Annotated in this window: 20 protein-coding genes; 12 read left to right on the forward strand and 8 right to left on the reverse strand. The window is 43.9% G+C overall.

Features of this window, described 5'->3' with window-relative positions:
- The first annotated feature begins 11 nt into the window (after window positions 1–11).
- The 3 genes from QUA36_RS01545 to QUA36_RS01555 all read left to right on the forward strand — a co-directional run bounded on the left by QUA36_RS01545 (window position 12) and on the right by QUA36_RS01555 (window position 3335).
- A complete protein-coding gene (locus tag QUA36_RS01545) occupies window positions 12–1610 on the forward strand; it encodes an Hsp70 family protein (RefSeq protein WP_333455128.1) in 1599 nt (532 codons plus the stop codon).
- 109 nt (window positions 1611–1719) lie between these two features.
- Complete coding sequence (locus QUA36_RS01550) at window positions 1720–2577, forward strand: bifunctional class I SAM-dependent methyltransferase/HIT family protein (protein ID WP_333455130.1); 858 nt, start codon at window positions 1720–1722, stop codon at window positions 2575–2577.
- Window positions 2578–2765: 188 nt separating this feature from the next.
- On the forward strand, window positions 2766–3335 hold the full coding sequence (locus tag QUA36_RS01555; RefSeq protein WP_333164341.1) for a hypothetical protein: 570 nt from the start codon (window positions 2766–2768) through the stop codon (window positions 3333–3335).
- Between the two features lie 91 nt (window positions 3336–3426).
- Here QUA36_RS01555 and QUA36_RS01560 read toward each other — a convergent pair whose 3' ends face one another.
- The gene (locus QUA36_RS01560; protein ID WP_333455132.1) at window positions 3427–3981 is read right to left on the reverse strand and encodes a GNAT family N-acetyltransferase; all 555 of its coding nucleotides are present in this window, start codon (window positions 3979–3981) and stop codon (window positions 3427–3429) included.
- A gap of 280 nt (window positions 3982–4261) precedes the next feature.
- Here QUA36_RS01560 and ilvA point away from each other — a divergent pair, with 280 nt between their 5' ends.
- Window positions 4262–5794, forward strand: coding sequence for a threonine ammonia-lyase, biosynthetic (gene ilvA / locus QUA36_RS01565; RefSeq protein ID WP_333455343.1), 1533 nt, complete (start codon window positions 4262–4264; stop codon window positions 5792–5794).
- Between the two features lie 164 nt (window positions 5795–5958).
- Window positions 5959–6456: a DUF29 domain-containing protein gene (locus tag QUA36_RS01570; RefSeq protein WP_333164336.1), complete on the forward strand. Its 498-nt coding sequence runs from the start codon at window positions 5959–5961 to the stop codon at window positions 6454–6456.
- Window positions 6457–6571: 115 nt separating this feature from the next.
- Here QUA36_RS01570 and QUA36_RS01575 read toward each other — a convergent pair whose 3' ends face one another.
- From QUA36_RS01575 to QUA36_RS01590, 4 genes are all read right to left on the reverse strand, one after another.
- Window positions 6572–7237, reverse strand: a complete 666-nt coding sequence (locus QUA36_RS01575; RefSeq protein ID WP_333455133.1) for a hypothetical protein — start codon at window positions 7235–7237, stop codon at window positions 6572–6574.
- Between the two features lie 65 nt (window positions 7238–7302).
- A complete protein-coding gene (locus QUA36_RS01580) occupies window positions 7303–7698 on the reverse strand; it encodes a hypothetical protein (RefSeq protein WP_333455135.1) in 396 nt (131 codons plus the stop codon).
- Window positions 7699–7735: 37 nt separating this feature from the next.
- Window positions 7736–8512 carry a hypothetical protein gene (locus QUA36_RS01585; protein WP_333455137.1) on the reverse strand — a complete coding sequence of 259 codons (777 nt, stop codon included), beginning with the start codon at window positions 8510–8512 and terminating at the stop codon, window positions 7736–7738.
- The gene (locus QUA36_RS01590) at window positions 8509–9387 is read right to left on the reverse strand and encodes an ABC transporter ATP-binding protein (protein ID WP_333455344.1); all 879 of its coding nucleotides are present in this window, start codon (window positions 9385–9387) and stop codon (window positions 8509–8511) included. Before QUA36_RS01590 ends, QUA36_RS01585 begins: the two co-directional genes overlap by 4 nt.
- Before the next feature lie 276 nt (window positions 9388–9663).
- Between QUA36_RS01590 and QUA36_RS01595 the strand changes: the two genes are divergently transcribed.
- Window positions 9664–10191 carry a hypothetical protein gene (locus tag QUA36_RS01595; RefSeq protein WP_333455139.1) on the forward strand — a complete coding sequence of 176 codons (528 nt, stop codon included), beginning with the start codon at window positions 9664–9666 and terminating at the stop codon, window positions 10189–10191.
- Here QUA36_RS01595 and QUA36_RS01600 read toward each other — a convergent pair.
- Both QUA36_RS01600 and QUA36_RS01605 read right to left on the reverse strand, forming a co-directional pair.
- Window positions 10154–10360 (reverse strand): hypothetical protein, encoded by a 207-nt coding sequence (locus QUA36_RS01600; protein WP_333455141.1) that lies wholly within the window; start codon window positions 10358–10360, stop codon window positions 10154–10156. The genes QUA36_RS01595 and QUA36_RS01600 overlap by 38 nt on opposite strands.
- A gap of 46 nt (window positions 10361–10406) precedes the next feature.
- Window positions 10407–10781 (reverse strand): DUF1257 domain-containing protein, encoded by a 375-nt coding sequence (locus tag QUA36_RS01605; RefSeq protein ID WP_333455143.1) that lies wholly within the window; start codon window positions 10779–10781, stop codon window positions 10407–10409.
- Between the two features lie 262 nt (window positions 10782–11043).
- On the opposite strand from QUA36_RS01605, the gene QUA36_RS01610 reads away from it, so the two are divergent.
- The 3 genes from QUA36_RS01610 to QUA36_RS01620 all read left to right on the forward strand — a co-directional run bounded on the left by QUA36_RS01610 (window position 11044) and on the right by QUA36_RS01620 (window position 16818).
- Window positions 11044–12234, forward strand: coding sequence for a WD40 repeat domain-containing protein (locus QUA36_RS01610; RefSeq protein ID WP_333455144.1), 1191 nt, complete (start codon window positions 11044–11046; stop codon window positions 12232–12234).
- Window positions 12235–12745: 511 nt separating this feature from the next.
- Window positions 12746–15118 (forward strand): PAS domain S-box protein, encoded by a 2373-nt coding sequence (locus QUA36_RS01615; RefSeq protein WP_333455146.1) that lies wholly within the window; start codon window positions 12746–12748, stop codon window positions 15116–15118.
- A complete protein-coding gene (locus QUA36_RS01620; protein ID WP_333455148.1) occupies window positions 15118–16818 on the forward strand; it encodes an EAL domain-containing protein in 1701 nt (566 codons plus the stop codon). Before QUA36_RS01615 ends, QUA36_RS01620 begins: the two co-directional genes overlap by 1 nt.
- A gap of 68 nt (window positions 16819–16886) precedes the next feature.
- Here QUA36_RS01620 and QUA36_RS01625 read toward each other — a convergent pair whose 3' ends face one another.
- On the reverse strand, window positions 16887–18218 hold the full coding sequence (locus QUA36_RS01625) for a J domain-containing protein (RefSeq protein ID WP_333455150.1): 1332 nt from the start codon (window positions 18216–18218) through the stop codon (window positions 16887–16889).
- Window positions 18219–18565: 347 nt separating this feature from the next.
- Between QUA36_RS01625 and polA the strand changes: the two genes are divergently transcribed.
- The 3 genes from polA (at window position 18566) to QUA36_RS01640 (ending at window position 23303) form a co-directional block, all read left to right on the forward strand.
- Window positions 18566–21667, forward strand: coding sequence for a DNA polymerase I (gene polA, locus QUA36_RS01630; protein WP_333455152.1), 3102 nt, complete (start codon window positions 18566–18568; stop codon window positions 21665–21667).
- 11 nt (window positions 21668–21678) lie between these two features.
- A complete protein-coding gene (locus tag QUA36_RS01635; protein ID WP_333455154.1) occupies window positions 21679–22251 on the forward strand; it encodes a thermonuclease family protein in 573 nt (190 codons plus the stop codon).
- 530 nt (window positions 22252–22781) lie between these two features.
- Window positions 22782–23303, forward strand: a complete 522-nt coding sequence (locus tag QUA36_RS01640; RefSeq protein WP_333455157.1) for a hypothetical protein — start codon at window positions 22782–22784, stop codon at window positions 23301–23303.
- Window positions 23304–23536: the final 233 nt, after the last annotated feature.

Genomic DNA, 23536 nt, shown 5'->3' on the forward strand with positions numbered 1-23536 from the left:
TTTAAATCAACATGACTACAGTTGCCATTGACTTCGGCACCAGCAATACGGTTGTCTGCATTCTTAACCCGGATACGCAAACACCAGAAACTTTGAGATTGGGGGAGATGTCCCGCATTTTGAAAACGAAGAATTTGAGCGGAGATGTTCGAGAAATATCTGTAGTACCAACTTTAATCTTTGTGAATAATGCCGGAGAGTTGGTGTTGGGAGAAAAAGTGCGATCGCAGCGTTTGGGACAATCTCAGCCAGACCGTTTTTTCAAAGCTTTTAAACGCAATTTAGCTGCCGACTTTCAGCCACCGCCCCGCAATATCGACGGCGAAACCTACACAGCCGAATCAGTAGCAGAACAGTTTATCAAAACTATTTGGAAACAATTATATTTACAAAATATACAGCCAGACAAAGTAATTTTTACAGTCCCCGTTGGAGCATTTGAGCGATATTTAGATTGGTTTCGCGACTTAGGAGAAAGTTTGGGAGTTGCGGAAATTCAGGTAATAGATGAATCCACAGCCGCCGCCCTGGGATATGCAGTAAAACGCCCCGGCTCTCTAGTTTTAGTAGTTGATTTTGGCGGCGGAACTTTAGATTTAAGTTTAGTCCGTACTGCTGTAACCCCCCCCTTACCCCCGCGAAGCTTGGAGGGGCTGGGGGGGGTGCGTGCCGAAGTGTTGGCAAAATCCGATGCTTATGTAGGCGGCGAAGATATTGACATCTGGATTGTCGAAGATTATTTGCGGCAAATTGGTTCGTCGCGGGCAGAAGTCGGCCCAGTTGGCTGGCAAAACTTATTAGAAATAGCGGAAAAATTAAAAATTCAACTTTCTCAAGTTAATGAGGCGAAGGAAAGCTGGTTTGACGATGAAAATTTTATGTCTTACGACTTGCAGCTAAACCGAGACAAGCTTGAGGAAATTCTGGAATCTAGGCAGTTGTTAGAACAGTTGCGGGAAAGTTTAGATGAAGTGCTGAGTATTGCACAGGGAAAAGGTATCGGCAAGGCAGATATTGAACAGGTTTTGCTGGTAGGAGGAACTTCTCTAATTCCGGCTGTATCTAATTTAGTGGTTTCGTATTTTGGGCGGCAAAAAGTCAAAGCTGACAAGCCGTTTGAAGCGGTGGCGCAGGGTGCTTTAGGGTTGACACAATTAGCGAGTGTTGACGATTATTTGCGTCACAGCTATGCAATTCGCCTCTGGGAACCTTATGCTAAAGCTTATGCTTATTCGCCGATATTTAGCAAGGAAATGAAGTATCCCTGTCAAAGTTCCGAAGAGTTGACGCTGCAAGTGGCAATTGAAGGGCAAAGGGAAATTCGGTTAGATATTGGGGAAGTTGCAGAGGTATCGCAAGCGGAGGTTATTTTTAACGAAAAAGGGCAAATGACGAGCAGCTTGCTCAACAAAAAAACGGATTTTCGGTCTCTGGAAAGCCACCACCAGCAGGTTTGCGTAGCGCATTTGAATCCGCCCGGGGTATTGGGAATTGACAGGGTTTCGGTGAGTTTTGAGGTGGATGAGAGGCGGGTTTTGTTGGTGACGGTGCGGGATTTGGTGACTGGTAAGGTGTTGGTGGAAAAAGGGGCGATCGCCAAACTGCAATAATGGTAAAATTTTTAGATAACATTCGGATCTTGAAATCGCTACTCCACAAACTCTCGTCCTGATGGTGCGCGGACTGAATAATATCGATTAAAATCAAATTTGTGCCGCCATGAAAAAGCAACAAAATAAATTCAGCCACCTGACGGCCATCGAAAGAATTTATCTGTCCTTTCCAGCAAGATTTTTATTAGATAAAAACTTGCTGCAAGGCAAAGTTTTAGATTTTGGGTGCGGCTTGGGCAGCGATGTTAGATTGTTGCAGCAAAAAGGCTTCGATATTGCGGGTTATGACCCTTATTATTTTCCGGAATTCCCCGAAAATAAATTCGACACAATCATTTGTTTTTATGTTTTGAATGTTTTGTTTCCCGAAGAACAAGCTAATGTCCTGATGGAAGTGTCGCACCTGTTGAAACCGGGAGGGAAGGCGTATTTTGCCGTGAGAAGGGATATAAAAAAAGAAGGCTTTCGAGAACATTATGTCCACAAAAAACCTACATATCAGTGCATTGTCAAACTTCCGTTTAAGCCAGTTCACCTAGATGAGTATTGCGAAATTTACAAATACGTGCATTACAACCATCAAAGAAATTCTACTAATAACTGCATATTCTGCAATCCGTATAAAAACCTAATTTTGCTAACTGAATCAGCGACAGCTTATGCGATGTTTGACGGTTATCCCGCCAGCAAAGGTCATGTTTTAATCATCCCAAAGCGTCACGTCGCCAATTATTTTGAACTACCGTTTCGAGAACAATCTGCTTGCTGGTTTATGGCTAATAAGGTACAAGAGATGTTAAGTAAAGAGTTTCAGCCTGACGGGTTTAATGTGGGGATAAATATTAATAAACAGGCTGGTCAAAGTCGCACTCACGCGGCTATTCATGTGATCCCGCGTTATAAGGGCGATGCGGCTGGGAATAAAGGCGGAATTAGGTATGTGATTCCCAAGAGTGAAAAATAAAAGTTAGCAAATTGTGAAAGGAATTATTTTTTACCGCAGAGGCGCAGAGAACACAGAGGAATAGAGAAGAGAGGAATTCATAATTTTTGTAAGGATTGTTATATTTGAGCAAACGGCGAGCAAAATAGAGTTAAAATGTGTTTGCAAGGTCTAAAACTACACATTAGCAGTAATTTGGTGTTCTGTTTATGTCTAAGCGCAAAAAGCAAGAATGGCTCAAGGAAACTCTAGAACTCAAAGAAGACCACAATTGGAAGTCAAAGCCTGGAACTCGAATTTTTGTAGCAGGAAGAGGTGCAGTCCGCTTTGATGTCCCGGAAGATTGGCATTTTGAACCGGATACTAATTCGTTCCGGTTTACGGATAAAAAGCCGCCGGATGATGATTGTCGTTTGGAGGTTTCGTTTAATTTGCTACCACCTAATAACTGGGCAGATTTTCCGCTGGTGCCGCTATTACAGAAGGTGGTTGAAGATGATACGCGAAATCCGCTCGCTCCTGGGGACATTATCCAATTGAAGCGGCAAACTGCCCGCATTGTTTGGACTGAATTTAAGTTTATCGATCCTCCAGAACAGCGGGAAGCTTATTCTCGAATCTGTATTGGATTGGGTTCTAATGTTCAGTGTTTGATTACTTTTGATTACTGGGTTGACGATGCAGAGCGTTTGACTCCTGTCTGGGATACGGTGATGGATTCGTTAGTTCTGGGTTTGTTTATTAGCGACCCTCGAACGGGGTTCGCACGTCCAGACTAGACGGATTTTCTGGGAAACTTTCAACCACTAATTTTGCTAAGTGTTGGATTGGCAAGCCACCAGTTAGTAAGTTTAGAACCTAGATTAAACTTTACAACCGCTTTGCCATGAAAATATCTGGCTTGCCAATTCCGTTTGCGTCGGGCATTACTCCCACGATCGCAAAACCCATTTTTTGATAAAATTCGTAGGGATGACCGCGCAAATTTCTAATTTTGGCGACGTGTTCCCAAACGTTAGGATAAAGATTGATGCCTGAAAGAGTGGTTTGATTGTCTTCGTCGTCGGTACCCACCCACAGCACGATCCCTCCCCGGTTTTTAGCTTCTGTTGCTAAATCAGCTACGAGCGATCGACCAATTCCTTGTCCGCAAAATTCTGTTCTCACTACCAGCGGGTGCAGTTCCCAAACATTACCGTCATACTGTTTAATCCCGCCAATCCATCCCAAAACTTGATTGCTGTCGCCGACAGCAATTCGACTGATGCGATCGGCTCCGAAAGATTCTTGCACTTCTTGCAAAGCAGAATTTAGATCGGGCCAAGCATCGGGCCAATGCTCTTTAAAACCTTCAACTATTAATCTAGCTACCTGTTGAATTTTTGGCTCGTCAACCGCACGCAAATCTGTAATTTGTACGTTCATGAATTTACATACTAAATCAAGGATTACGGACTAATACGCTCACACACCGGATTTTATAACCGGGGTAAACGGCAAAAACTAAATATTATTAATAGTCTTCAGGCTCCTTATGTTCCCAAAGAGAAAAGTTATTATTGGAAAGTTGCGTGAAGCGAAGCTATCCCGCAGGGAATCGCCCGTTAGCGTTAGCGAAGCGATCCGAAGGAAAGCCCTCGAAGAGGATCGCCAATTCCCCGCAAAATACTAACACAAGTGCCCTACAATTATCCCACCATCTGGCATCAACCAACCTGCTAACCCCATGCTTTGCGATTACCTAGTACAAATCCTCACCGCCCGCGTCTACGATGTTGCTCAAGAAACAGCCCTAGAAGTAGCCCCCAATCTATCAGCACGGCTCAACAATAAACTTTTGCTGAAGCGAGAGGATATGCAGTCGGTGTTTTCCTTCAAACTGCGGGGTGCGTACAACAAAATGGCGCAACTGTCGCCGGATTTGCTAGCACAAGGTGTGATTGCAGCTTCCGCCGGCAACCACGCCCAAGGAGTCGCCCTCGCTGCCCGCCACCTGGGAACTCGCGCGATTATCGTCATGCCCGTAACGACGCCGCAGGTGAAGATAAATGCGGTGATAGCCCGTGGTGGAGAGGTAGTTTTGCATGGGGATGCTTACGATGATGCTTACGCCTTTGCGCGTCAATTAGAGGCGGAAAAAGGTATGACTTTTATTCACCCTTTTGATGACCCCTACGTGATTGCTGGACAGGGTACGATCGGCATGGAAATTCTGCGGCAACATCAAAAACCAATTCACGCGATTTTTGTGGCAATTGGTGGCGGCGGATTGATTTCGGGAATTGCGGCCTATGTCAAGCGGTTGCGGCCGGAAATTAAGATTATTGGCGTCGAACCGGTGGATTCCGATGCAATGAATCAATCGCTGAAAGCGGGTAAACGGGTGCGTTTGTCGCAGGTGGGTTTATTTGCTGATGGCGTTGCTGTGCGAGAAGTGGGGGAGGAAACTTTTCGGTTGTGTCAGGAGTATGTGGATGAGATTATTTTGGTGCATACGGATGATGTTTGCGCGGCGATTAAGGATGTTTTTGAAGATACGCGATCGATATTAGAACCTGCTGGCGCTTTGGCGATCGCAGGTGCGAAAGCTTACGTCGAACGCGAACAAATCGCAGGACAAACATTAATTGCTGTTGCTTGCGGCGCGAACATGAATTTCGATCGGCTGCGTTTTGTAGCAGAAAGAGCCGAGTTTGGCGAACGCCGCGAAGCCATTTTTGCAGTCACAATTCCCGAACAAGCTGGCAGTCTCCGCAGGTTTTGCGAGTGTCTTGGAAAGCGCAATTTAACTGAATTTAGCTATCGAATTGCGGATGAAAAAGAAGCACATATTTTTATAGGCGTGCAAATTCAAAACCGTGCCGATGCGGTGAAGATAGCCGCCAGTTTTGAAGATTGTGGCTTCAAAACTTTGGATTTAACTGACGATGAATTAACGAAATTGCACGTCCGGCATATGGTGGGCGGGCGTTCGATGCTGGCCAATCATGAATTGTTTTATCGCTTTGAATTTCCCGAACGTCCGGGTGCGTTAATGAAGTTTGTCGGTTCCATGAGTCCTAACTGGAATATCAGCGTTTTTCACTATCGAAATAACGGCGCAGATTACGGGCGAATTGTGGTGGGAATTCAAGTACCGCCCGATGAGATGCAGGAATGGCAGGCTTTTTTGGATACGCTGGGCTATCAGTATGGGGATGAGAGTCAGAATCCGGCGTATAAGTTGTTTTTGAGGTAGGGTTTTTTGGGAAAGTTACCCTCTTTATGAAGTTTAAACCGGGGCAACCAGGGAAGGATTGCCCCTACAAAAACGAATTACTTGCAACGCGAGACTAAGAAATCTGCCGGATAATGAAGCTGCTAAGTATAATTAAGCAAAGAACACTAAATTTTGATATTTTTATGCAAACACCACAAAGTGAACAAATACCGGGAACTTTAATACAAAGTCTTTATGAAACAGATTTTTATGCTTGGACTCAGGAACAAGCAAAACTCCTCAAACATCGAGAATGGAGTCAAATTGACCTACCTAATTTAATCGAGGAGATTGAGTCATTGGGAAAACAACAACGCGCCGAATTAAGAAACCGCTTGAGCATTTTGATTGGACATTTGCTTAAATGGGAATATCAAGTATCAAAAAGAAGTCGCAGTTGGGTGAATACAATTTCCATCCAGCGTATCGATATATTAGAGTTACTCAAAGAAAATCCAAGTCTCAAACCTTACCTACAAGAAGCTCTCCAGACAGCTTACATCAAAGGAATGGCATTAGCTTCTGGAGAAACAAATCTGCCGCGAAAAACTTTTCCAGAGAATTGTCCGTATGTGTTGGAAGACATTTTTAGCGAGGCTTTTTATCCTGGTGAACCTGCAACAGATGATGTGATGGAATGAGAGCGATATTAGTTTTTTAATTAGGGCGATCGCACTTGGGTTTTCTGGTTAGGGCGATCGTTAAAAACATACAAAGCCCAAAAATTGCTATAATAATGATTCTTAGAAACTTAGCCTAGTCTTCTGCTTCCCCGTCCAAGATTTTGACTAATAATTCATAAGCAAGAATAGAAATATCTTTTCCTTGGTTTGTCGCTTTTTGAAAAATTTTTGCTGAGTCTTTGGGGCTAAGATTGACAGTAATAGTACCAAGATTGCCTTCCCCAGTCACAATAGAAACATCAGGAAGAATAGAAATATCTTTTCCTTGGTTGGCAGCTTTTTGAAAAATTTTTGCTGAGTCTTCGGGGCTAAGATTTATGGTAACAGTCCCAGGATTGCTTTCCACAGCAACTATAGGAACATCTTTTTCCTGTCTGGCAGTTTCTTGCACTGGTTTTGCTGAGGCGTCGGGGCTAAGATTAACAGTAACAGTGTCAGGAGTCGTTTCTCTATTCTTCTTGTTTTGATTATTGTGACTTACTTCAGTTATTCTTGAAGAAACCACAAACCCTGCAACTCCTAACCCTAGCATTGCTAGAGAACTGACAATAATATATTGAGCCTGGTTAGTATTTATTGGCAAAGGCTGAACTACTTCAACACCAGGAATCCCACTTACTATAGTTGGAGCTTTTGGTGGTTCTTGAGCGCGAGCTAACTTCATCAAGCCAAATGCGAAGAACAAGACACTCAAAACTATAACTCCTACACTCAGAATTTTAAAAAGCGTCTTTTTCATTTTATTGTCTCCTCTTTGATTAAATTATGGTGAATTGGATAGAAATTATCATTGCTTTGTCTGCTTTAACAATGATGCTCATAAAAATGGTTGGTTCTATTTTTAACCTCTGGTGCTGACTCCCATTCATCCTTAATTGACTTCCTTACCATTTCAGGTTGTTTTTCTGTATGGATATCTCTACAATTTGGATTTTCTGTTTTGAAGGTCAACTCACCACTATAGCGTCCTCTTAATGGATTGTCAGGATAAGGTTTGACATGAGGTGATATATAAGAGATTACTTGGTCAAAAATAATTTCTATCGTTGGTCCAACTACTGTTCTAAGTAAAGCATCTCCTAAATAAACCTCTAATTCTTTTAAGAAGAGTCCATTAGTAACAGGGTTACATCCAACTAGCAGAGGGATAAATAGAAGGATGAGCCACCAACTTGTTTTTCTCTGTTTTTTGTATTGCATGATAATTAGCTCCTTGTACTGTGATGATCTCAATAGCCTAGTTTTTTACTGTTCGATATTTCAGTTTACTGAATATATGGAAGCCGAGGAAAAACAAGCCTAAAAGACCTGCTACTCCAAAATGATATAAATTCTCTGACGTAACTCTAGCAAAGGGATGCGTGAAAGGAAAATATCTCGCATATTGAGCATCTATTAAGTTATCTATACCTAATTTTACCAAGTCTAGCAGAGACGGAAAAAATAAAGCAACAACGGCGATTACCATTTTTGAAAAGTAGTCAAATGCTAGGTCAAAATCTAAGAGTGCAATCATACCTCCGGCGAATATGATATAACTAACTAAACCCAAAACATCTAAAAGTAAATTGGCAGGGTAAATATGATGATATAGGGAAGTTACTAACACCCAAATTAGCGCTAAAGCACCAACCCAAACTCCATAAGCAATTACCCTGATTGCTCTAGCAGCAGCAATCTCCCAAGGAGAGCAAGGAGTAAGCCGCAGCCAGAGTAAGTGGCTTACTGAAAAACTATCTCCCAAGGGTAACAGTAACCCAGAAAATAGATAAAAGGCTATACAAATCCAAGCCCATGAAAACAATTCATGGAGAAGATTTATATAGACTGTTTCTCTGGCTCCTTGATATCCCTCTAAAGGGATATTAAAAAATGTTAGTTGTTCTTGATACCAGTCAAAAGGTAGTGTGGCAATAATTATTCCTACTCCTAATAAAATTAGCCAATGATATGAGTTGAGCAATTTTATAATTTCTGGCTTAACTATCACCCATGCCTTGTTTAAATTAATCATAATTTTTCCCTCTTTTGGAGAAGCCCTGTCATCTGGAATTTATGGATTGATGAATCTGTAAAGATTTCTTCCAAAGCTTGAAAAGCCCCATCTTTTGAGAGATTAAAATATTTTTTAGCCTCGGCGTTAATAGAATCAGTCTCTATTTGACAATCAAAACCTTGGCGCTCTTGTTCATGTAATTTACCTTGAAATAGCTCATAAACTTTATCGGTTAACCTAGCGACTTCATCCCGCCGATGAGAAATCCATAAAATCCCTGCTTGATGACAATTAGCAAGTCGTTGAACTTCTGACAATACAATTTTTTTACCTTCTTTGTCTAATCCTTCTGTTGCTTCATCTGCAATTAATAACTGTGGTTTCTTAGCCAAAGCTAAAAATGCCATCAGTCTAATCCGTTGTCCTTTGGATAGCTTGCTAACATCAGATTCATAAAAGCTAGGAATCTGTAGCCGTTCTTCAATTTCCCGGTAAGATAAGTCTTTTAGCTCCTTTTCTGGCTGGCATAGAGACTTAAAAATTTGCACAAGCTCTTTAACTAAAATCCCCGTTGGCAAGCCTAACTCTCCAGGGTAATAAGAGGGATCACCTATGTAGCCTAGCTGGGGGTAATTATTGCCCCATAAAACTTTTCTGCCAAATAAATTTACTGTTCCGTTGTTAGGAAAGCATAATCCTAGCAATAGTTTGATAATTGTAGATTTACCGCAGCCATTTTCTCCAATCAGACCAATATTATCACCCGGAAACAAGCTTAATGAAACATTATCTAAAAGCTGATTCTGGCTGTTAGCATAGCTAAATGTAACATTTTTTAACTCAAATAAGGGCTGTGGGCTTAGAGGTGAGTCAGTCAAAAAATTTGGTTGCATCAATACTGTTTACTCGCTAAATGTATATTGCTCACAGACTCTACCCAAATCCTACAAAATGGTGAAGTAGCAAATTTTTGGGCGACTTACAGAGTTACACTTTGACATTGAATATTAAAACACTGTTCCTACAGTAGACCGGTCGCCCAAAAAATGTAAAGCCAAAAAAGTTGGAAAAAGTGGGAACTTCCAACAATTGAGATCCAAGGTGCAAAAAGTTGGAAAAAGTGGGAAAAAGTTTGCTATAGTAACTAAAATTATCTCACCATCCCACCTATGGACAGTCCTCAGATATTGCAATTTGTCGATGAAGCTGTCTATACCAACACAGGTAAACGTCTAAATAACTTGCAGAGAAAAATTATTTCGGGAATACTGAATCGTCAAAGATATGCTGACGTTGCAGAAACTTATGGTTATAGCTCCCAGCACGTTAAAAAGGCTAGTCACGAGCTTTTACAAATGTTATCTGAAGTCTTTGGCGAACCTGTTAAAAAAAGTAATCTTGAATCCGTTATAGAAAGGCAAATAAATCATAATATAAATCTTGGTAATAAAAATACTTTTAAAAATAGTAACACAATTAGCTACATTAACAATTGTCCTAATCCTTCTACTCCTACCCCCGATAAAAGTCAGCCGGAAACTCCCGACTTGCAGCAGAAAAGCAAAAATCAAACTAAGATTGAAACAATTGATAAATTACGGCAGTTTGGCTTGAGCGACGAACAAATTGCAGAAGCGCTAGATCTACCTTTAGAGCAGGTTAAACAGGTGGACTTGGATGATCCAAAATCCCTGTAATCAAGGTTTCGCCATCAAATGTGAGAGGTTTAATCGGCGATCGCGCAGCTTCCAGATTGGCTCGCAGTTCCTTGGTACCGAGATGCCAGCGGTATGCTCCCAGGGCGATCGCCCCAACAATGCCAACTACAAGCGCGAGGATGATTAGTACGATCGCCGATCGCCACATGGTGATTGCTCTTGATACCTAAAAACGAGTTAATCAAGGGCGAGTCTTAAACCCATCTACCGACTACAACTCTCAGCGTTCCATCTGCCAAAGTTTCCTCTTCTTCAACATTAAAACCCTCTGACTGCACCGCCGCCATCAAACTTTTGCGCGCGTATTTTTGACTAATTGTATTGATAAATTCCTGCTGATTAATTCGAGCGCCCCAAAAATCCGCCACCAATTCGTAATCCTCTCCGTTGCGGCGAAAACCCAAATCGTAACCATTGGATTGCCGAATCACGTACTCGGCATTAGTTTTGTCACCCCGATAACCCCGTACCTGCACATTGGACTCTACTTGATAACCCAACTCTTCCAACACTTGATGCAGCAGTTCGCCGTTTTTGATCTGAACCTTGATAGTTGTGAAGTGTGACATATCACTTTCGGATTTTTGTGTGAAACGCTGATTTGATTATAATACTATAAACTGCAACAGTCAATAAGCTAGAACTTGCGCTCTTAAACGAGGTTTGAGCGTCAGCGAAAGCAGCCAGGTTACAAGCCCCCGGATTCATCTTTTCAGAAAATCACAACAGAGTATCCGATAACAATTGCCCCGATTTATCCGTGCGTGAGTTCGCTTTATTTAACCCTCCAATTATTCAATCTAAAATCTAAAATCTAAAATCTAAAATCGTATGATGGCCGACAATCCTAACCAACCCAGAGAATATGATGCCGTCCTCGGCGTTCAAAGTCAAATCCCGATCGCCGGCGCAGTTTTGGGAGGCATAGCCGGGGTCAAGCAGCGCTTCAACAGTCCTAGTATCGAGTCGCGAATTGCCGCTGTTAAAGATGCTCCTAAATACGGAGGCGCTGGTTTAAATTTAGCAATTGAGGCGCTGCTTGACCCCGCAGCAGAAGTGCAGCGAGTTGCTTATTTAATTTTGCGATCGAAGACAGAACCTCTAGTGCGCCAAGCTTTAAAAGAATTCGTGCCTTACAAGCTTTTTGACTGCATCCGCACTGTCAAAACTGGGACAAATGTTGCGATTAGTCCCGGAGGTGATCGCACGGCGAGTTTGCACGGCAAAATAATTAGAATTTGCGATGTAGAGACAGGAGAAATACTCTATACTCTTGACAAGTATCCCCGCGCTCAAGAAACTTTTGTCCTTTGCCAAGAAAGCGAAGTTTTTGTGAGGAGTAGAAATACTCCGAAACACCGCGCGATCGAAATTTTGCAGGGAGGAGAATTGCAGCATACTTCCCTCGGACATGAAGGGGAAATTAGCGCAATAGTCGTCAGTCCCGACAGTCAAGTTATCGCCAGCGGTTCGGCAGATACTACTATCAAAATTTGGAATTTAGAGACGGGAAAGTTAATCTGTACTTTTGGCAGTCTTTTAACTTGGGGAGCTCATAAAGCAGGAATTATTAGTCTTGCTTTTAGCCCGATCGCACAAACTCTCGCTAGCAGCAGTTCTGACGGTACAATTAAACTGTGGAACCTCCGCAGCAGAGAATGCTTTCAAACAATTAAGGGTTACGCGAATTGTCTGGCTTTCAGTCCAGACGGGCAGACTTTGGCTACTGGCGGCTGGGACAGAAATATCCAACTGCGCCAGCTATCGAATCCAGATAGTTCAATCACTTTGGCAGGGCATTTTAACTCGATAAATGCGATCCTCTTTAGTGCCGACGGACACACTGTTGTCAGTGCTAGTGCCGATGGTAATATCAAATTTTGGAATGCCAGTACCGGCGAAAACTTTTACACTCTCAGCGGACATCAAAGCTCTGTTACTTGTCTTACTTTTAGCCGCGATGGCGAAACTATTATCAGTGGTAGTATAGACAAAACTGTCAAAATTTGGGGAGTGAATTGAAGAAAGTTCGGCAACGGATTCTGTAACGGATGTAGCGGATGGAAGAAAGAGGGAATAGCGAATAGGGAAGAAAGCAGAAGGTAGAAGGCAGAAAGAAGAGGGAATCGACCTCATGATTTTCACAAATTAACTACTTCCTAACCATTCAGGCGCTGGCTATATTTACAATTTCCAGATTCCCGATGCCTCGGTGCGTGAATCTACGCACACAAATATAATAAATTTACAATCCGAGTTCTTGTGCAAGCCTAGAATTGCGGAACTTCTTTTTGCAATAGTACAAATAGTTACCGTAAAAATACCGACTGGCAGGCATTATTCAGCTTATTATCAATTTGTGAACTGTGGTCAGAAAGCCTGAGCAAGGGGCAATTCCTGAATATTTTAAAGTAGCTTTAATATATTGCATCTTGGTCGGATGAGTATTCCTGCTAATTGTAATATTTGACTTAAAAAGTTTATGCTTAAAAGATAGGCTGGGGTTAAATATACAGTGCGCCCTAGAGTAACCATGTCACACTGCAACCAATCCATCTGTCGTTCCCGCAATCTCGCAGAAATGTGCGATACTGCTGCCAGTTGGCAGCAAAAAGCCGATCGACTAACGGTAGAATTAAACACCACCCAGGATCGGCTTCACGCAGAAATAGATCGGCTCAAACAAGCCAACGAAACCCTTCACGCCGCTGTCAGTTGTGCCCCGATTTTCCTGTGGGCAACAGACAGAGAAGGCAAGTTAACCCTTGCAGCAGGGAAAGGATTAGAAAATTTGGGACTCAAACCAGGTGCAACTGTCGGGCGATCGATTTTTGAAGTTTACAGCAGCCAGCCAGATATCTTAGAAAATATTGCTGAGGTACTAGCAGGAAACGATCGCACTTGGAACATCCGAGAGAAGCATTTTATTCACGAAATTCGATCGGCAGCCCTGCGAGATGGAAACGGCGAAGTTGTCGGCGCAGTCGGTGTGTCTACTCAAATTACCGAGCGCGAGCACTCCATTGCCACTCTGAAAACGGCAAATCAAGAATTAGAAGAGAGACTTCAGCAGCAAACGGCAGTCTTCAATGCAGCACTTGCCGAAAGCGAAAAAAAGTACCGTAACCTCGTAGAAACCTCCCAAGAATTGATTTGGTCGATCGATATTGAAGGCCTCTTGACTTTTGTCAATTCCGCCGCCAAACGCATCTACGGTTACGAACCGCCTGAAATGATCGGACGCCGCTTCTCCGATTTTTTAGTTCCTCAGCAAGAAAGTAGACCAAGAGAAATATTTGCCCAACTTTTAGCGAGAACCAAAGTTCAGCCACAAACCGCTAATTCTCCTTACGAAACAGTACACATTCGCAAGGACGGTACTCCCGTTCACCTGCGCGTCAACAGCATAGTCAACCAAGCTGAAAACGGCGCTATTTTAGGGTTGTGCGGAACGGCGACAGATATTAGCGACCATAAGCGATCGGAAGAAGCACTCAAAGAAGCTACAGACCAACTTCGCGCCGTTTTGGATGCCGTACCCGGATTGATTTCTTGGATCAGTTCAGATTTGCGGTATATTGGAGTCAACCAGCACTTAGCAACCTCATTCAACCTGTCTCCTGAAAGCTTTGTCGGTCAAGAAATCAACTTTCTCGACAAAGGCTCGGCTTTCGGAGAATTGATCCGAATTTTTTTTGACAGTTCATCTCAGCAAATCTGCCAAGAAATAGAAATAGAAATTAACGGTTTCGCCCGCAACTATTTGATAGTAGCTCAGAAATATCATCAGGGAACCGCAGCAGTTTCTGTAGGTATAGACATTACCGACCGCAAGCGTGCGGAAGCTATCAAAAACCAATTGATCTGCTCGTTGCAAGAATCAGAACACAAATTTCGCAGCCTTTATGAAGCCACCAGCGACGCAGTAATGTTGCTTGACGAAAAGGAGTTTTTTGACTGCAACCTCGCTACTTTAAAAATATTTGGCTGTAGCAGCACAAAACAATTTTACGGCAAAAAACTGAGCGACTTTTCCCCACAATTTCAGCCTAGTGGACAAGACTCATCCAGTCTAGCAATACAGAGAATATCGACAGCAATGCAAACAGGTAGCTGTCGCTTTGACTGGGTACACAAACGAATCGACGGTTCAGAATTTCCCGCTGAAGTGCTGTTAAATGCAATGGAAATTAACGGACGAAAAGTAATTCAAGCAGTAGTACGGGATATTACAGATCGCAAGCGCGACGAAGATGGCATCAAAGCATCCCTCGCAGAAAAAGAAGTTCTCCTCAAAGAAATTCACCACCGTGTCAAAAACAACCTCCAAGTTATTTCCAGTTTGCTCAAACTTCAGTCACGCTACATCCAAGACAGCCACGTTAGTGAAATGTTAAAAGAAAGTCAAAACCGAGTCAGATCAATGGCCCTGGTTCACGAACAATTGTATCAATCCAAAGACTTGTCAAACATTGACTTTGCTGAATACATCCAAAATCTCGCCTACAATTTATTCCAAGCTTATGAAATTCATGCAGAAGGCGTTAAGTTGCAAACAAATATTGCGCCGTCTTCTCTTAATATTGATACGGCAGTTCCTTGCGGGTTAATTATCAACGAGCTTGTGACAAATGCCATTAAATATGCCTTTAAAGGACAAGTTAAAGGTAAAATTAACATAGATTTCACTTTAGATAATAACAGAGTTTGCGTGCTAACTGTGAGCGACAGCGGAATTGGTTTCCCTCAAGACTTAGATTATCGCAAAGCCCGAACGTTGGGTTTGCGACTGGTCGGGTCTTTAGTCAAGCAAATCCGGGGGGAAATAGAACTGTTAGAAACTCCTGGCACGACTTTTAGAATAACCTTTTCTCAACCCAATTTGCACTCTGAGGAGAAAAAATAGTGTCCAACAAAAAAATTCTGATCGTTGAAGACGAGAGCATCATTGCGGAAGACATTTCCGACAGTTTGATATCTCTAGGATATAGAATAACTGGCATGGTTTATTCTGGAGAAGAAGCGATTGAATCGGCAGCCAACTTGCGCCCGGATTTAGTTTTAATGGATGTCAACCTGCAAGGAGAAATCGACGGCATTACAGCAGCCGAAGAAATTCGCTTGCGCTTTCAAATTCCGGTAGTTTATCTGACAGCTTATGCCGATGAAACTACTTTGCGACGAGTCAATAGTACAAAACCGTTCGGATATATTGTCAAGCCATTTGAAGAAAAAAACTTGCACACAACTATTCAACTGGCACTCTACCGACATCAGTATGACAGCTTGACAAACCTGCCGAACCGTTCATTTTTGCGAGAAAAGTTAAGTCGAGAATTAGATGGTCAAAAAGAATTGTCAGGAGTCGTTCCAGTTGTCACGCTTAGCTTAGATAAAATCAACCGCATTAACAGTACCTGGGGACACGATATCGGGGACTCGGTGCTTTGCAGCATCGCCCAGCGGCTAACTAACTGCATGGAAAATATTAATATTGTTGCTCGTTTGGAAGCAGCCGAATTCGCGCTGATTCTCAAACCAGTTGCAGAAAAACAGGATGTGGCTAAGATTGCTCAAAGCATTTTAGATATTGTATCCCAAGGTATGATTGTCAAAGATTACGAAGTTTCTGTCACTGCTAGTATGGGGATCTGCTTGTATCCCGGTGACGGCACCGACGGAGATGAAATGCTGAAAAATGCTTATATAGCAATGTATCAATCTCAGCAGAAAGGCGGCAATACTTATCATTTTTATACGGCAAAAAATGCTAATTTGTTTATCAATACACTTCTTCAAGAAACTTCACTGCGCCAGGCTTTAAAAAGCTCAGAATTTGAAGTATACTATCAGCCGCAAATAGAAATCAAAACAGGTAAAATTATTGGTGCTGAAGCTTTGGTGCGCTGGAATCATCCAGAACGGGGGCGAGTTTCTCCGGGGGAATTTATTCCGATGGCTGAAGAAATTGGCTTGATTGCGCCGTTGGGTGAATGGGTATTAGAGACTGCTTGCAGGCAAACTAAAACATGGCAAAGAGCAGGTTTGCGGCCCCTGCGAGTGGCAGTTAACGTGTCAGCCCGTCAATTCGAGCGCAAAAATTTCACGGAAAGAGTCAGGGAGATATTAACAGAAACTGGTCTTGATCCCAAGTGTTTGGAATTAGAATTGACGGAAAGTCTGGTTTTGCAAGACGAAATTGCAGCAGCTAAAGCTTTTACGATGTGGAAAGATCAGGGTATTAGGATAGCAATTGATGATTTTGGGACTGGATATTCTTCTTTGAGTTATCCGAAACGCTTTCCGTTTGATGCGATAAAAATAGACAAGAGTTTTATTCGCAACATTGCAGACGATCGCCAAAATGCAGCGATAACAATAGCGATTATTCAAATGGCACACTGCATGAACATGACGGTGGTGGCTGAGGGGGTAGAAAATGAGCAGGAACTTGATTTTTTGTGCGAGTACGAGTGCGACGAAATTCAAGGTTATTTTTTCAGCAAAGCTCTACCAAGGGCTGAGTTTGAAGCGCTACTGAAAAGCGATAAGTGCTGGAATTTACATCAATTCCGGTTGCAATCCTCCGGAATAGTTGACTGTTGACTGTTGACTGATGACTAATGACTGATGACTGTTGACTGTTGACTGTTGACTGATGACTAATGACTAATTCAAAAGATACGATCGCCCAACCAACTTCCCAGCCACAGCCCAAAACCGGAAGTAGCCACCAACAGGATAAACGTATAAAGCGCACTGCCGTTGTGGATCAACCTTTCTGCAGCTACCATCCGGGCCACAACTCCTGCAATAATCCCGATCGCAGCCCAAGCCCCATAAACAGTCTTAGACCCGGCGATAGCCAAGGCTTGGACGATCGCCTCAGAACCCGCCCCAGCCAAAGCCCCCGCCCACGCCCCAATCCCCAGCCCGATCGCACCAGAGAACCCGACGGGGCCGCCAGAATTGACGCCTACTTCCGTCGCCAAACCACACGTCAAGCCGACAATCGCCCAACACACGGCCGCCACCAACGCCTTGGCCCAATCCCCAGAACCCGTTCCCGCCATCAATCCCACCACTGTCACCACTCCCCCTACAGCCAAAACAGCAGCCACGGCCCGAGACTGGGCCTCAGAACTGGCGATCGCCCCCAAACCTGCTCCAACTGCCCCCCAAGCAGCCCCTGTGACCATTCCTCCCGCCTGAAAACCGGCGATCGACCCCCCTACCGCCCCAGCTAAAACTAACGCCGCCAGCCACACTCTAGGCATTGCCGAACCCTCCGCCAGCAAAATCGCGGCCCACAGCCAATCTGCACCGCAGATTAAAGCCCACATCCACAGCGGGGCGTCTGATACTGATACCGTCAAAATCCAACCGGTCAAAGCGTAACTCGCCACGGCGATTGCCAGCGGCCACCAAGGGAAGCTTGAATAGTGTTGAGATGGCCGTACTTCCCTCGGCGCGCTTCGCGGTTTTGAGTATTGAGTTGAAAATTCTTTTTTCTTTTTCGAGATAAGCTTTCGATAGTTTTGAGATGGCCGTGCTTGCCTCGCAACGCTTCGCCCTGGTTGCTTTGTGCCCCGCCACGCTTGACGATTGTCAGTGGTAAATCGTTTCTTGCTTGAAGAGTTTTTTTGAGTGAGAAATTTTTTGGAGGCAGCTTTTGGGCGGGTTTGACGGCGCTGGGAACCAGGCCTGGCTGCTGATTTTCCAGAACGCCTTCTCAGCGGCTTTTCCGGCGCAGGGGGCGGTGGCTGCTGAAACTGTTGTTCGATCGACCTCGATGATTCAGGCTGACTCAGAAACAACACCAACTGCTGGTAAGCTTCATTAATTTCTGTTAATCGTTGTTGAGCTTTTTGTTGCAGGCGATCGTTGTGGGCAAACCGATCGGGATGCCACACAAACGCTAAATCCCTGTAAGCACGCTTAATTTCTTCTAGGGAACTTCCCGGCTCAATTTCGAGGATTTCGTAGCATCGATTAATGTCAGCCATAGGCTTGGGGCAGGTGTTTGTAAATTCGCGTGAAGCGAAGCTATCCCGTAGGGAATCGTACTTAACATCTTGTACTATTCTCAGCCAAGCTGCACAGTAAGCCGAGATCCGATCGAGTGTCAAGCGTCCTCAAGTCTGCGGGTCATTCGATTTTAGATTTTAGATTTTAGATTTTGGATTGACGCCACGGATAAATTCGGGGGCTTGAGGATTTTAGATTTTAGATTTTAGATTTTGGATTGATTCCACGGATAAATCACGTGGCGGGTACCACCTTTGAAATTCTTGGTCATCCTTCCGGTCGATCGATGCAGGCGGACAACTGAGTACAATGAGAAAATCCTTTCGTGCGATCGGTATTTGTGTCTGTGTCGGCAAATCAAGCTCCCATCTTCATCTTAGTTGACGGCCACTCCCTGGCCTTTCGATCCTACTTCGCCTTTGCCAAAAGTCGAGACGGAGGCTTGCGAACTACGACAGGCATTCCCACCAGCGTCTGTTTTGGCTTTCTCAAGTCGCTGCTGGAAGTTATGGCGGCCCACGACCCCCAGTACATGGCGATCGCCTTTGACCTCGCCACACCCACATTTCGCCACGAAGCAGACGAAACTTACAAAGCCGGTCGTGCGGAAACTCCCGAAGATTTTATTCCCGATATCAAAAACCTGCAAGAACTCCTCAGCTATTTGAATTTACCCGCCATAACTGCTCCCGGCTACGAGGCCGACGATGTTTTGGGAACTTTGGCAAACAAAGCCAGCGCCGCCGGTTATCAGGTCAAAATCCTCACGGGCGATCGAGATTTGTTTCAATTAGTAGAAACCGAAAAACAAATCAGCGTATTATATTTGAGTACCGATGAACTCAGGCGATCGGGCAAAGGCAAATCCCAAGAATACGGCCCCGAAGAAGTCAAAGCCAAACTCGGTATTTTGCCCCCACAAGTAATAGATTACAAAGCCCTGTGCGGCGACAAATCCGATAACATCCCCGGAGTAAAAGGCATCGGCGACAAAACCGCCCTGCAATTGCTGGAAGCTTACAATTCCCTTGATGGAATTTATGCAGCCATCGATGAGATTAAAGGAGCAACTAAGAAAAAGCTAGAAGAAGGCAAAGAAGCGGCTTATCATTCTCAACGCATGGCGACAATTGTCCAAGACGTGCCATTAGAAATCAATTTAGAAGATTGCAAGCTTATAGGTTTTGACGAATCAGCCTTGATTCCCATGCTGGAAAAGTTGGAATTTAAGACATTTTTAAGCAAAGTTAAACAAATTCAAAAGCGTTTTGGTGGTGTAGAAGAACCATTGGCAAAGGGCGGGCAAGATGCCCACCCCACAATCAATTCACTGGAGAGTGGAACAGGCATCTTGCCTGTTGCAAAGGGCGGGCAAGATGCCCAACCCCTACTCCCCACAATAGATAAGTCACCTCAAACTTCTGAAATTTCAGAAGATGAAAGTGACACATTTTACAGTTTGGCAGAAACCCTAGCCGCCCAGCAGGAAAACAAATTACCAATTAAACCCCGAATAATTCAAACAACCGAACAGTTAAATGAATTAGTCGAACTGCTGCAAACCTTCACCCACAAAGCCTCACCCGTGGCGTGGGATACCGAAACCACCGCGATCGAACCGCGAGACGCCGAATTAGTCGGAATTGGCTGCTGTTGGGGAACCGGCGGAGAGGATCTCGCTTACATTCCCACGGGACACAAAACGGGCACAAACTTGGACAAAGCCACAGTTTTAAATGCTTTGCGTCCGATTTTGGAAAGCGAGAATTATCCCAAAGCGCTGCAAAATGCTAAGTTCGATCGATCGATCCTGCGCTGTCAGGGAATCAAACTAGCAGGAGTCGTCTTCGACACCATGCTAGCCAGTTACGTACTCAATCCCGAAACCAGCCACAGCCTCAGCGAATTGTCCAAGAAATACTTAGTCGAGTCAGAAGACAATCACAGTGTCAGCGAATCGTTAAGGGAATACTTACGCACTAATCCCAAAAATTATAATCAATTAGTACCAAAAAACAAAACAATTGCTGACATCAGCATTCGAGAAGTAGCCGACTACTGCGGCATGGATGTTTACACTACATTTCACTTAGTTAAGGAACTTAAAGCCAAATTGAAGGAAGCTGATGAATCTAGCTTTCCCGGAAAAACTTTGGAGGGGTTATTGCTGGAAGTAGAACAGCCCCTAGAACCAGTTTTAGCAGAAATGGAATACTGCGGAATTCGCATTGATTCAGCATATCTGCAAGAACTATCGCAACAGCTAGAAAAGAGCTTAACAGAAATAGAAGAAAAAACTTATGCCGCAGCGGGAAGAAAGTTTAATTTAGGTTCCCCGAAACAACTCAGCGAAATCTTGTTAGAAAAAATCCCGGATGAGTTTCAGAAAAAGTCTCGCAAAACTAAGACGGGATACTCTACAGACGCGGCTGTTTTGGATAAATTGCAAGGAGACCACCCGATTGTAGACGATTTATTAGAACACCGAACATTATCCAAGTTGAAATCAACTTATGTCGATGCTTTGCCTCAGTTAGTGCGTAAGGATACTGGGCGAGTGCATACAGATTTCAACCAAGCGGCAACTGGTACGGGAAGGCTTTCTTCTTCTAATCCAAATTTACAAAATATTCCCATCCGCACCGAGTTTTCACGGCAAATTCGCAAGGCTTTTTTACCAGAAGCAGGTTGGCTGATGGTGTCGGCTGACTATTCTCAAATCGAACTGCGAATTTTGGCTCATTTGAGTCAAGAACCTGTGTTAATTGAAGCTTATCAAAATAACCGAGATGTGCATACCGTAACCGCTCAACTGTTGTTTGAAAAGGAAGAAATAACTCCCGACGAGCGCAGGTTTGGCAAGACGATTAATTTTGGGGTAGTTTACGGTATGGGGGCGATTAAGTTTGGCAAATCGATGGGTAAAAGCGCAGCAGACGGCAAAGAGTTTATTAAGCGATTTAACGAGCGTTACAGTAAAGTTTTTGAATATTTGGAGAAAGTAAAAAAAGAGGCGATCGCCCTCGGATACGTTACCACAATACTCGGCCGCCGCCGTTACTTAAACTTCGAGAGCGAAAGCCTCCGCGACTTAAAAGGCCGCAATCCCCAAGACATTCACTCCGATAGGCTTAAATCTCTCAGCAGAGATGACGCCCAATCTTTGCGGGCAGCAGCTAACGCTCCCATTCAAGGTTCCAGTGCTGATATCATTAAACTTGCCATGATTGAGGTAGACAAAATTTTGCAAAACTATCAGGCGCGGCTACTGCTGCAAGTTCACGATGAATTAATCTTTGAAGTACCTCCCAATGAATGGGAAGAATTGCAGCCGAAAATTAGAATGGCGATGGAAAATGCTCTGCCACTTAGCGTACCGCTGATAGTTGACATCCACGCTGGGCAAAATTGGATGGAAACTAAATAAAACAGAGAAATATGAGCCAACCTAAACTCGCCATTTTCCCAAAAATAAAAACCTTAAGCGCAGTTGCTGTGCTATTGCTACTATTTGGGTGTCCGCAAAAGTTCGCACCGAATAACTATGCTGTCAAGCGAGTCAGCGACGGCGACACCCTTGTCGCCAGCGATAGCGCTGGAAAAGATATCAAAGTGCGTTTTGCCTGTGTAGATGCACCGGAAGTGGCGCACACCAATGCTGAAAAAAATAGCAAAGCAGCAGCAAAGAAAAATCAATTTAAGTGGGGAAATCTAGCCCACCAAAGAATGCAGCAGCTTGTCAAAAAAGGGGGCGACCGCGTTGTTTTGACCGTCACCGATACTGACCGTTACGGTCGCAAAGTTAGCGAAGTTCGCTTGCCAAATGGTACATTTGCCCAAGAAGTTTTGATCCGCGAAGGATTAGCAATGGTTTACCGTCCTTACTTGAAAAACTGTCCGAGTGCAAGTATTCTGGAACAAGCGGAAGCCGAAGCTAAGAAAAATCGCCGCGGCGTTTGGGGAGATTCTAAATTTGTTCCCGCGTGGAAATTTCGGAACAGTGATAAATGATGGGAACAAAGCCCTTCGACTTCGCGATCGGGTAAAAAGAAGGAAAATGGTAGAAGTAGGAGCTAACTCTTGCCTTCGGAGTTTTGTTAGTCTAGTAGAGCCACAAGTTTCAACCTATTTGTATATTGACAGGGACAAGATTATGTTGTTGGGGTGGAATCGGGGAACCTGTATCAGACATTTACAGTCTTGGACTCACTCCGGTTTTTTTAAACCCCGTCTATACTATAAATCCTAGGTTTAGCTGCTCCGCATCGGCCCAGGAAGCGGGTTTCTAGATACCGATGCCGATCGTCCTAATTTAGTACAATACAATCAGGACGAGGTTCTGCTCCTACGGTTTGCAATCTGTGGAGTTTCGGCGATAGCTGACGCCAGATTCATCTAAAACCAGACATGAGTTCGATCGCACTTTTGTCCCAGCTTTTTTTAGGAAAAGTCAACAAATGTGATAGGCTCCAGATAAACTAATAGACTGCTGACAAAAGCGGTCTATTGCAATCACCCAAAATTAACTTTAAGGGACATCAATGAATTTCAAACATCTGGTTATTTCCGGCCTTGCCCTGCTCCTCGGTACTACAATCGTAGGAAATGCTATTGCTCAAGAACTGACCGAAAACGAAAAAACGGTTATTTGTCGCTTGAAAACAGAAGTTGACCAGCGGAAAGGCAACGGTCAAAAATTAGTATTTGTGCCGTTGCTCGGTCAAGTTCGCAACCAAGTTTCATCTCCTTTTAGAGCGACGCTGCATCCTAATGTGGAGTATGTTTTTGTTGCCACTTGCGACGGAAATTGCCAGGATTTAAACTTATCTCTTAAGGATGCAAGCGGCCAGGAAATAGCTGTGAGTCAAAAGACAGGCGAACTGGCGTCAATCTCTTTTACTCCCCCATCCCAAGGCGAATATCAAATCAGTGCTAAGCCTGGCGAATGCAAGACTGCAGAGGGTTGCAGTTACGGCATGGGAATCTTCGTTCCTGCCTCTGCGAGCGTACCTAATGCTTCAAGAATTCCTGCTGAGATAGCACAATTTCGACTTTGCCAGTAGGGGAACAGCTATAGAGTTGTGGGTTGCGAGTAGAGTAGAGTTATGAATTAGAAATCTAACTCATAACTCGCCACTCACAATATCGCAACCACGCCCGACGGTGAGCACGTTCTTAATTACTGAAATGCTCCCTTTGACTGTTTCTTCCTTCTTTCTTCTTCCTTCTGCTATAATTTGTTACGCATAACTCCTCCAAACTGTCAAGCCGATCGAGCTGTGGAACCCTGCAAAGG

The organism is Microcoleus sp. Pol10D4 (assembly GCF_036701555.1).
Classification (GTDB): Bacteria; Cyanobacteriota; Cyanobacteriia; order Cyanobacteriales; family Microcoleaceae; genus Microcoleus.

What these genes read in the sequence shown, in the direction of transcription:
- QUA36_RS01545 (WP_333455128.1), top strand. Translation starts at nt 12, where the DNA reads ATGACTACAGTTGCCATTGACTTCGGCACCAGCAATACGGTTGTCTGC.
- QUA36_RS01550 (WP_333455130.1), top strand. Translation starts at nt 1,720, where the DNA reads ATGAAAAAGCAACAAAATAAATTCAGCCACCTGACGGCCATCGAAAGA.
- QUA36_RS01555 (WP_333164341.1), top strand. Translation starts at nt 2,766, where the DNA reads ATGTCTAAGCGCAAAAAGCAAGAATGGCTCAAGGAAACTCTAGAACTC.
- QUA36_RS01560 (WP_333455132.1), bottom strand. Translation starts at nt 3,981, where the DNA reads ATGAACGTACAAATTACAGATTTGCGTGCGGTTGACGAGCCAAAAATT.
- QUA36_RS01570 (WP_333164336.1), top strand. Translation starts at nt 5,959, where the DNA reads ATGCAAACACCACAAAGTGAACAAATACCGGGAACTTTAATACAAAGT.
- QUA36_RS01575 (WP_333455133.1), bottom strand. Translation starts at nt 7,237, where the DNA reads ATGAAAAAGACGCTTTTTAAAATTCTGAGTGTAGGAGTTATAGTTTTG.
- QUA36_RS01580 (WP_333455135.1), bottom strand. Translation starts at nt 7,698, where the DNA reads ATGCAATACAAAAAACAGAGAAAAACAAGTTGGTGGCTCATCCTTCTA.
- QUA36_RS01585 (WP_333455137.1), bottom strand. Translation starts at nt 8,512, where the DNA reads ATGATTAATTTAAACAAGGCATGGGTGATAGTTAAGCCAGAAATTATA.
- QUA36_RS01590 (WP_333455344.1), bottom strand. Translation starts at nt 9,387, where the DNA reads ATGCAACCAAATTTTTTGACTGACTCACCTCTAAGCCCACAGCCCTTA.
- QUA36_RS01595 (WP_333455139.1), top strand. Translation starts at nt 9,664, where the DNA reads ATGGACAGTCCTCAGATATTGCAATTTGTCGATGAAGCTGTCTATACC.
- QUA36_RS01600 (WP_333455141.1), bottom strand. Translation starts at nt 10,360, where the DNA reads ATGTGGCGATCGGCGATCGTACTAATCATCCTCGCGCTTGTAGTTGGC.
- QUA36_RS01605 (WP_333455143.1), bottom strand. Translation starts at nt 10,781, where the DNA reads ATGTCACACTTCACAACTATCAAGGTTCAGATCAAAAACGGCGAACTG.
- QUA36_RS01610 (WP_333455144.1), top strand. Translation starts at nt 11,044, where the DNA reads ATGATGGCCGACAATCCTAACCAACCCAGAGAATATGATGCCGTCCTC.
- QUA36_RS01615 (WP_333455146.1), top strand. Translation starts at nt 12,746, where the DNA reads ATGTCACACTGCAACCAATCCATCTGTCGTTCCCGCAATCTCGCAGAA.
- QUA36_RS01625 (WP_333455150.1), bottom strand. Translation starts at nt 18,218, where the DNA reads ATGGCTGACATTAATCGATGCTACGAAATCCTCGAAATTGAGCCGGGA.
- QUA36_RS01635 (WP_333455154.1), top strand. Translation starts at nt 21,679, where the DNA reads ATGAGCCAACCTAAACTCGCCATTTTCCCAAAAATAAAAACCTTAAGC.
- QUA36_RS01640 (WP_333455157.1), top strand. Translation starts at nt 22,782, where the DNA reads ATGAATTTCAAACATCTGGTTATTTCCGGCCTTGCCCTGCTCCTCGGT.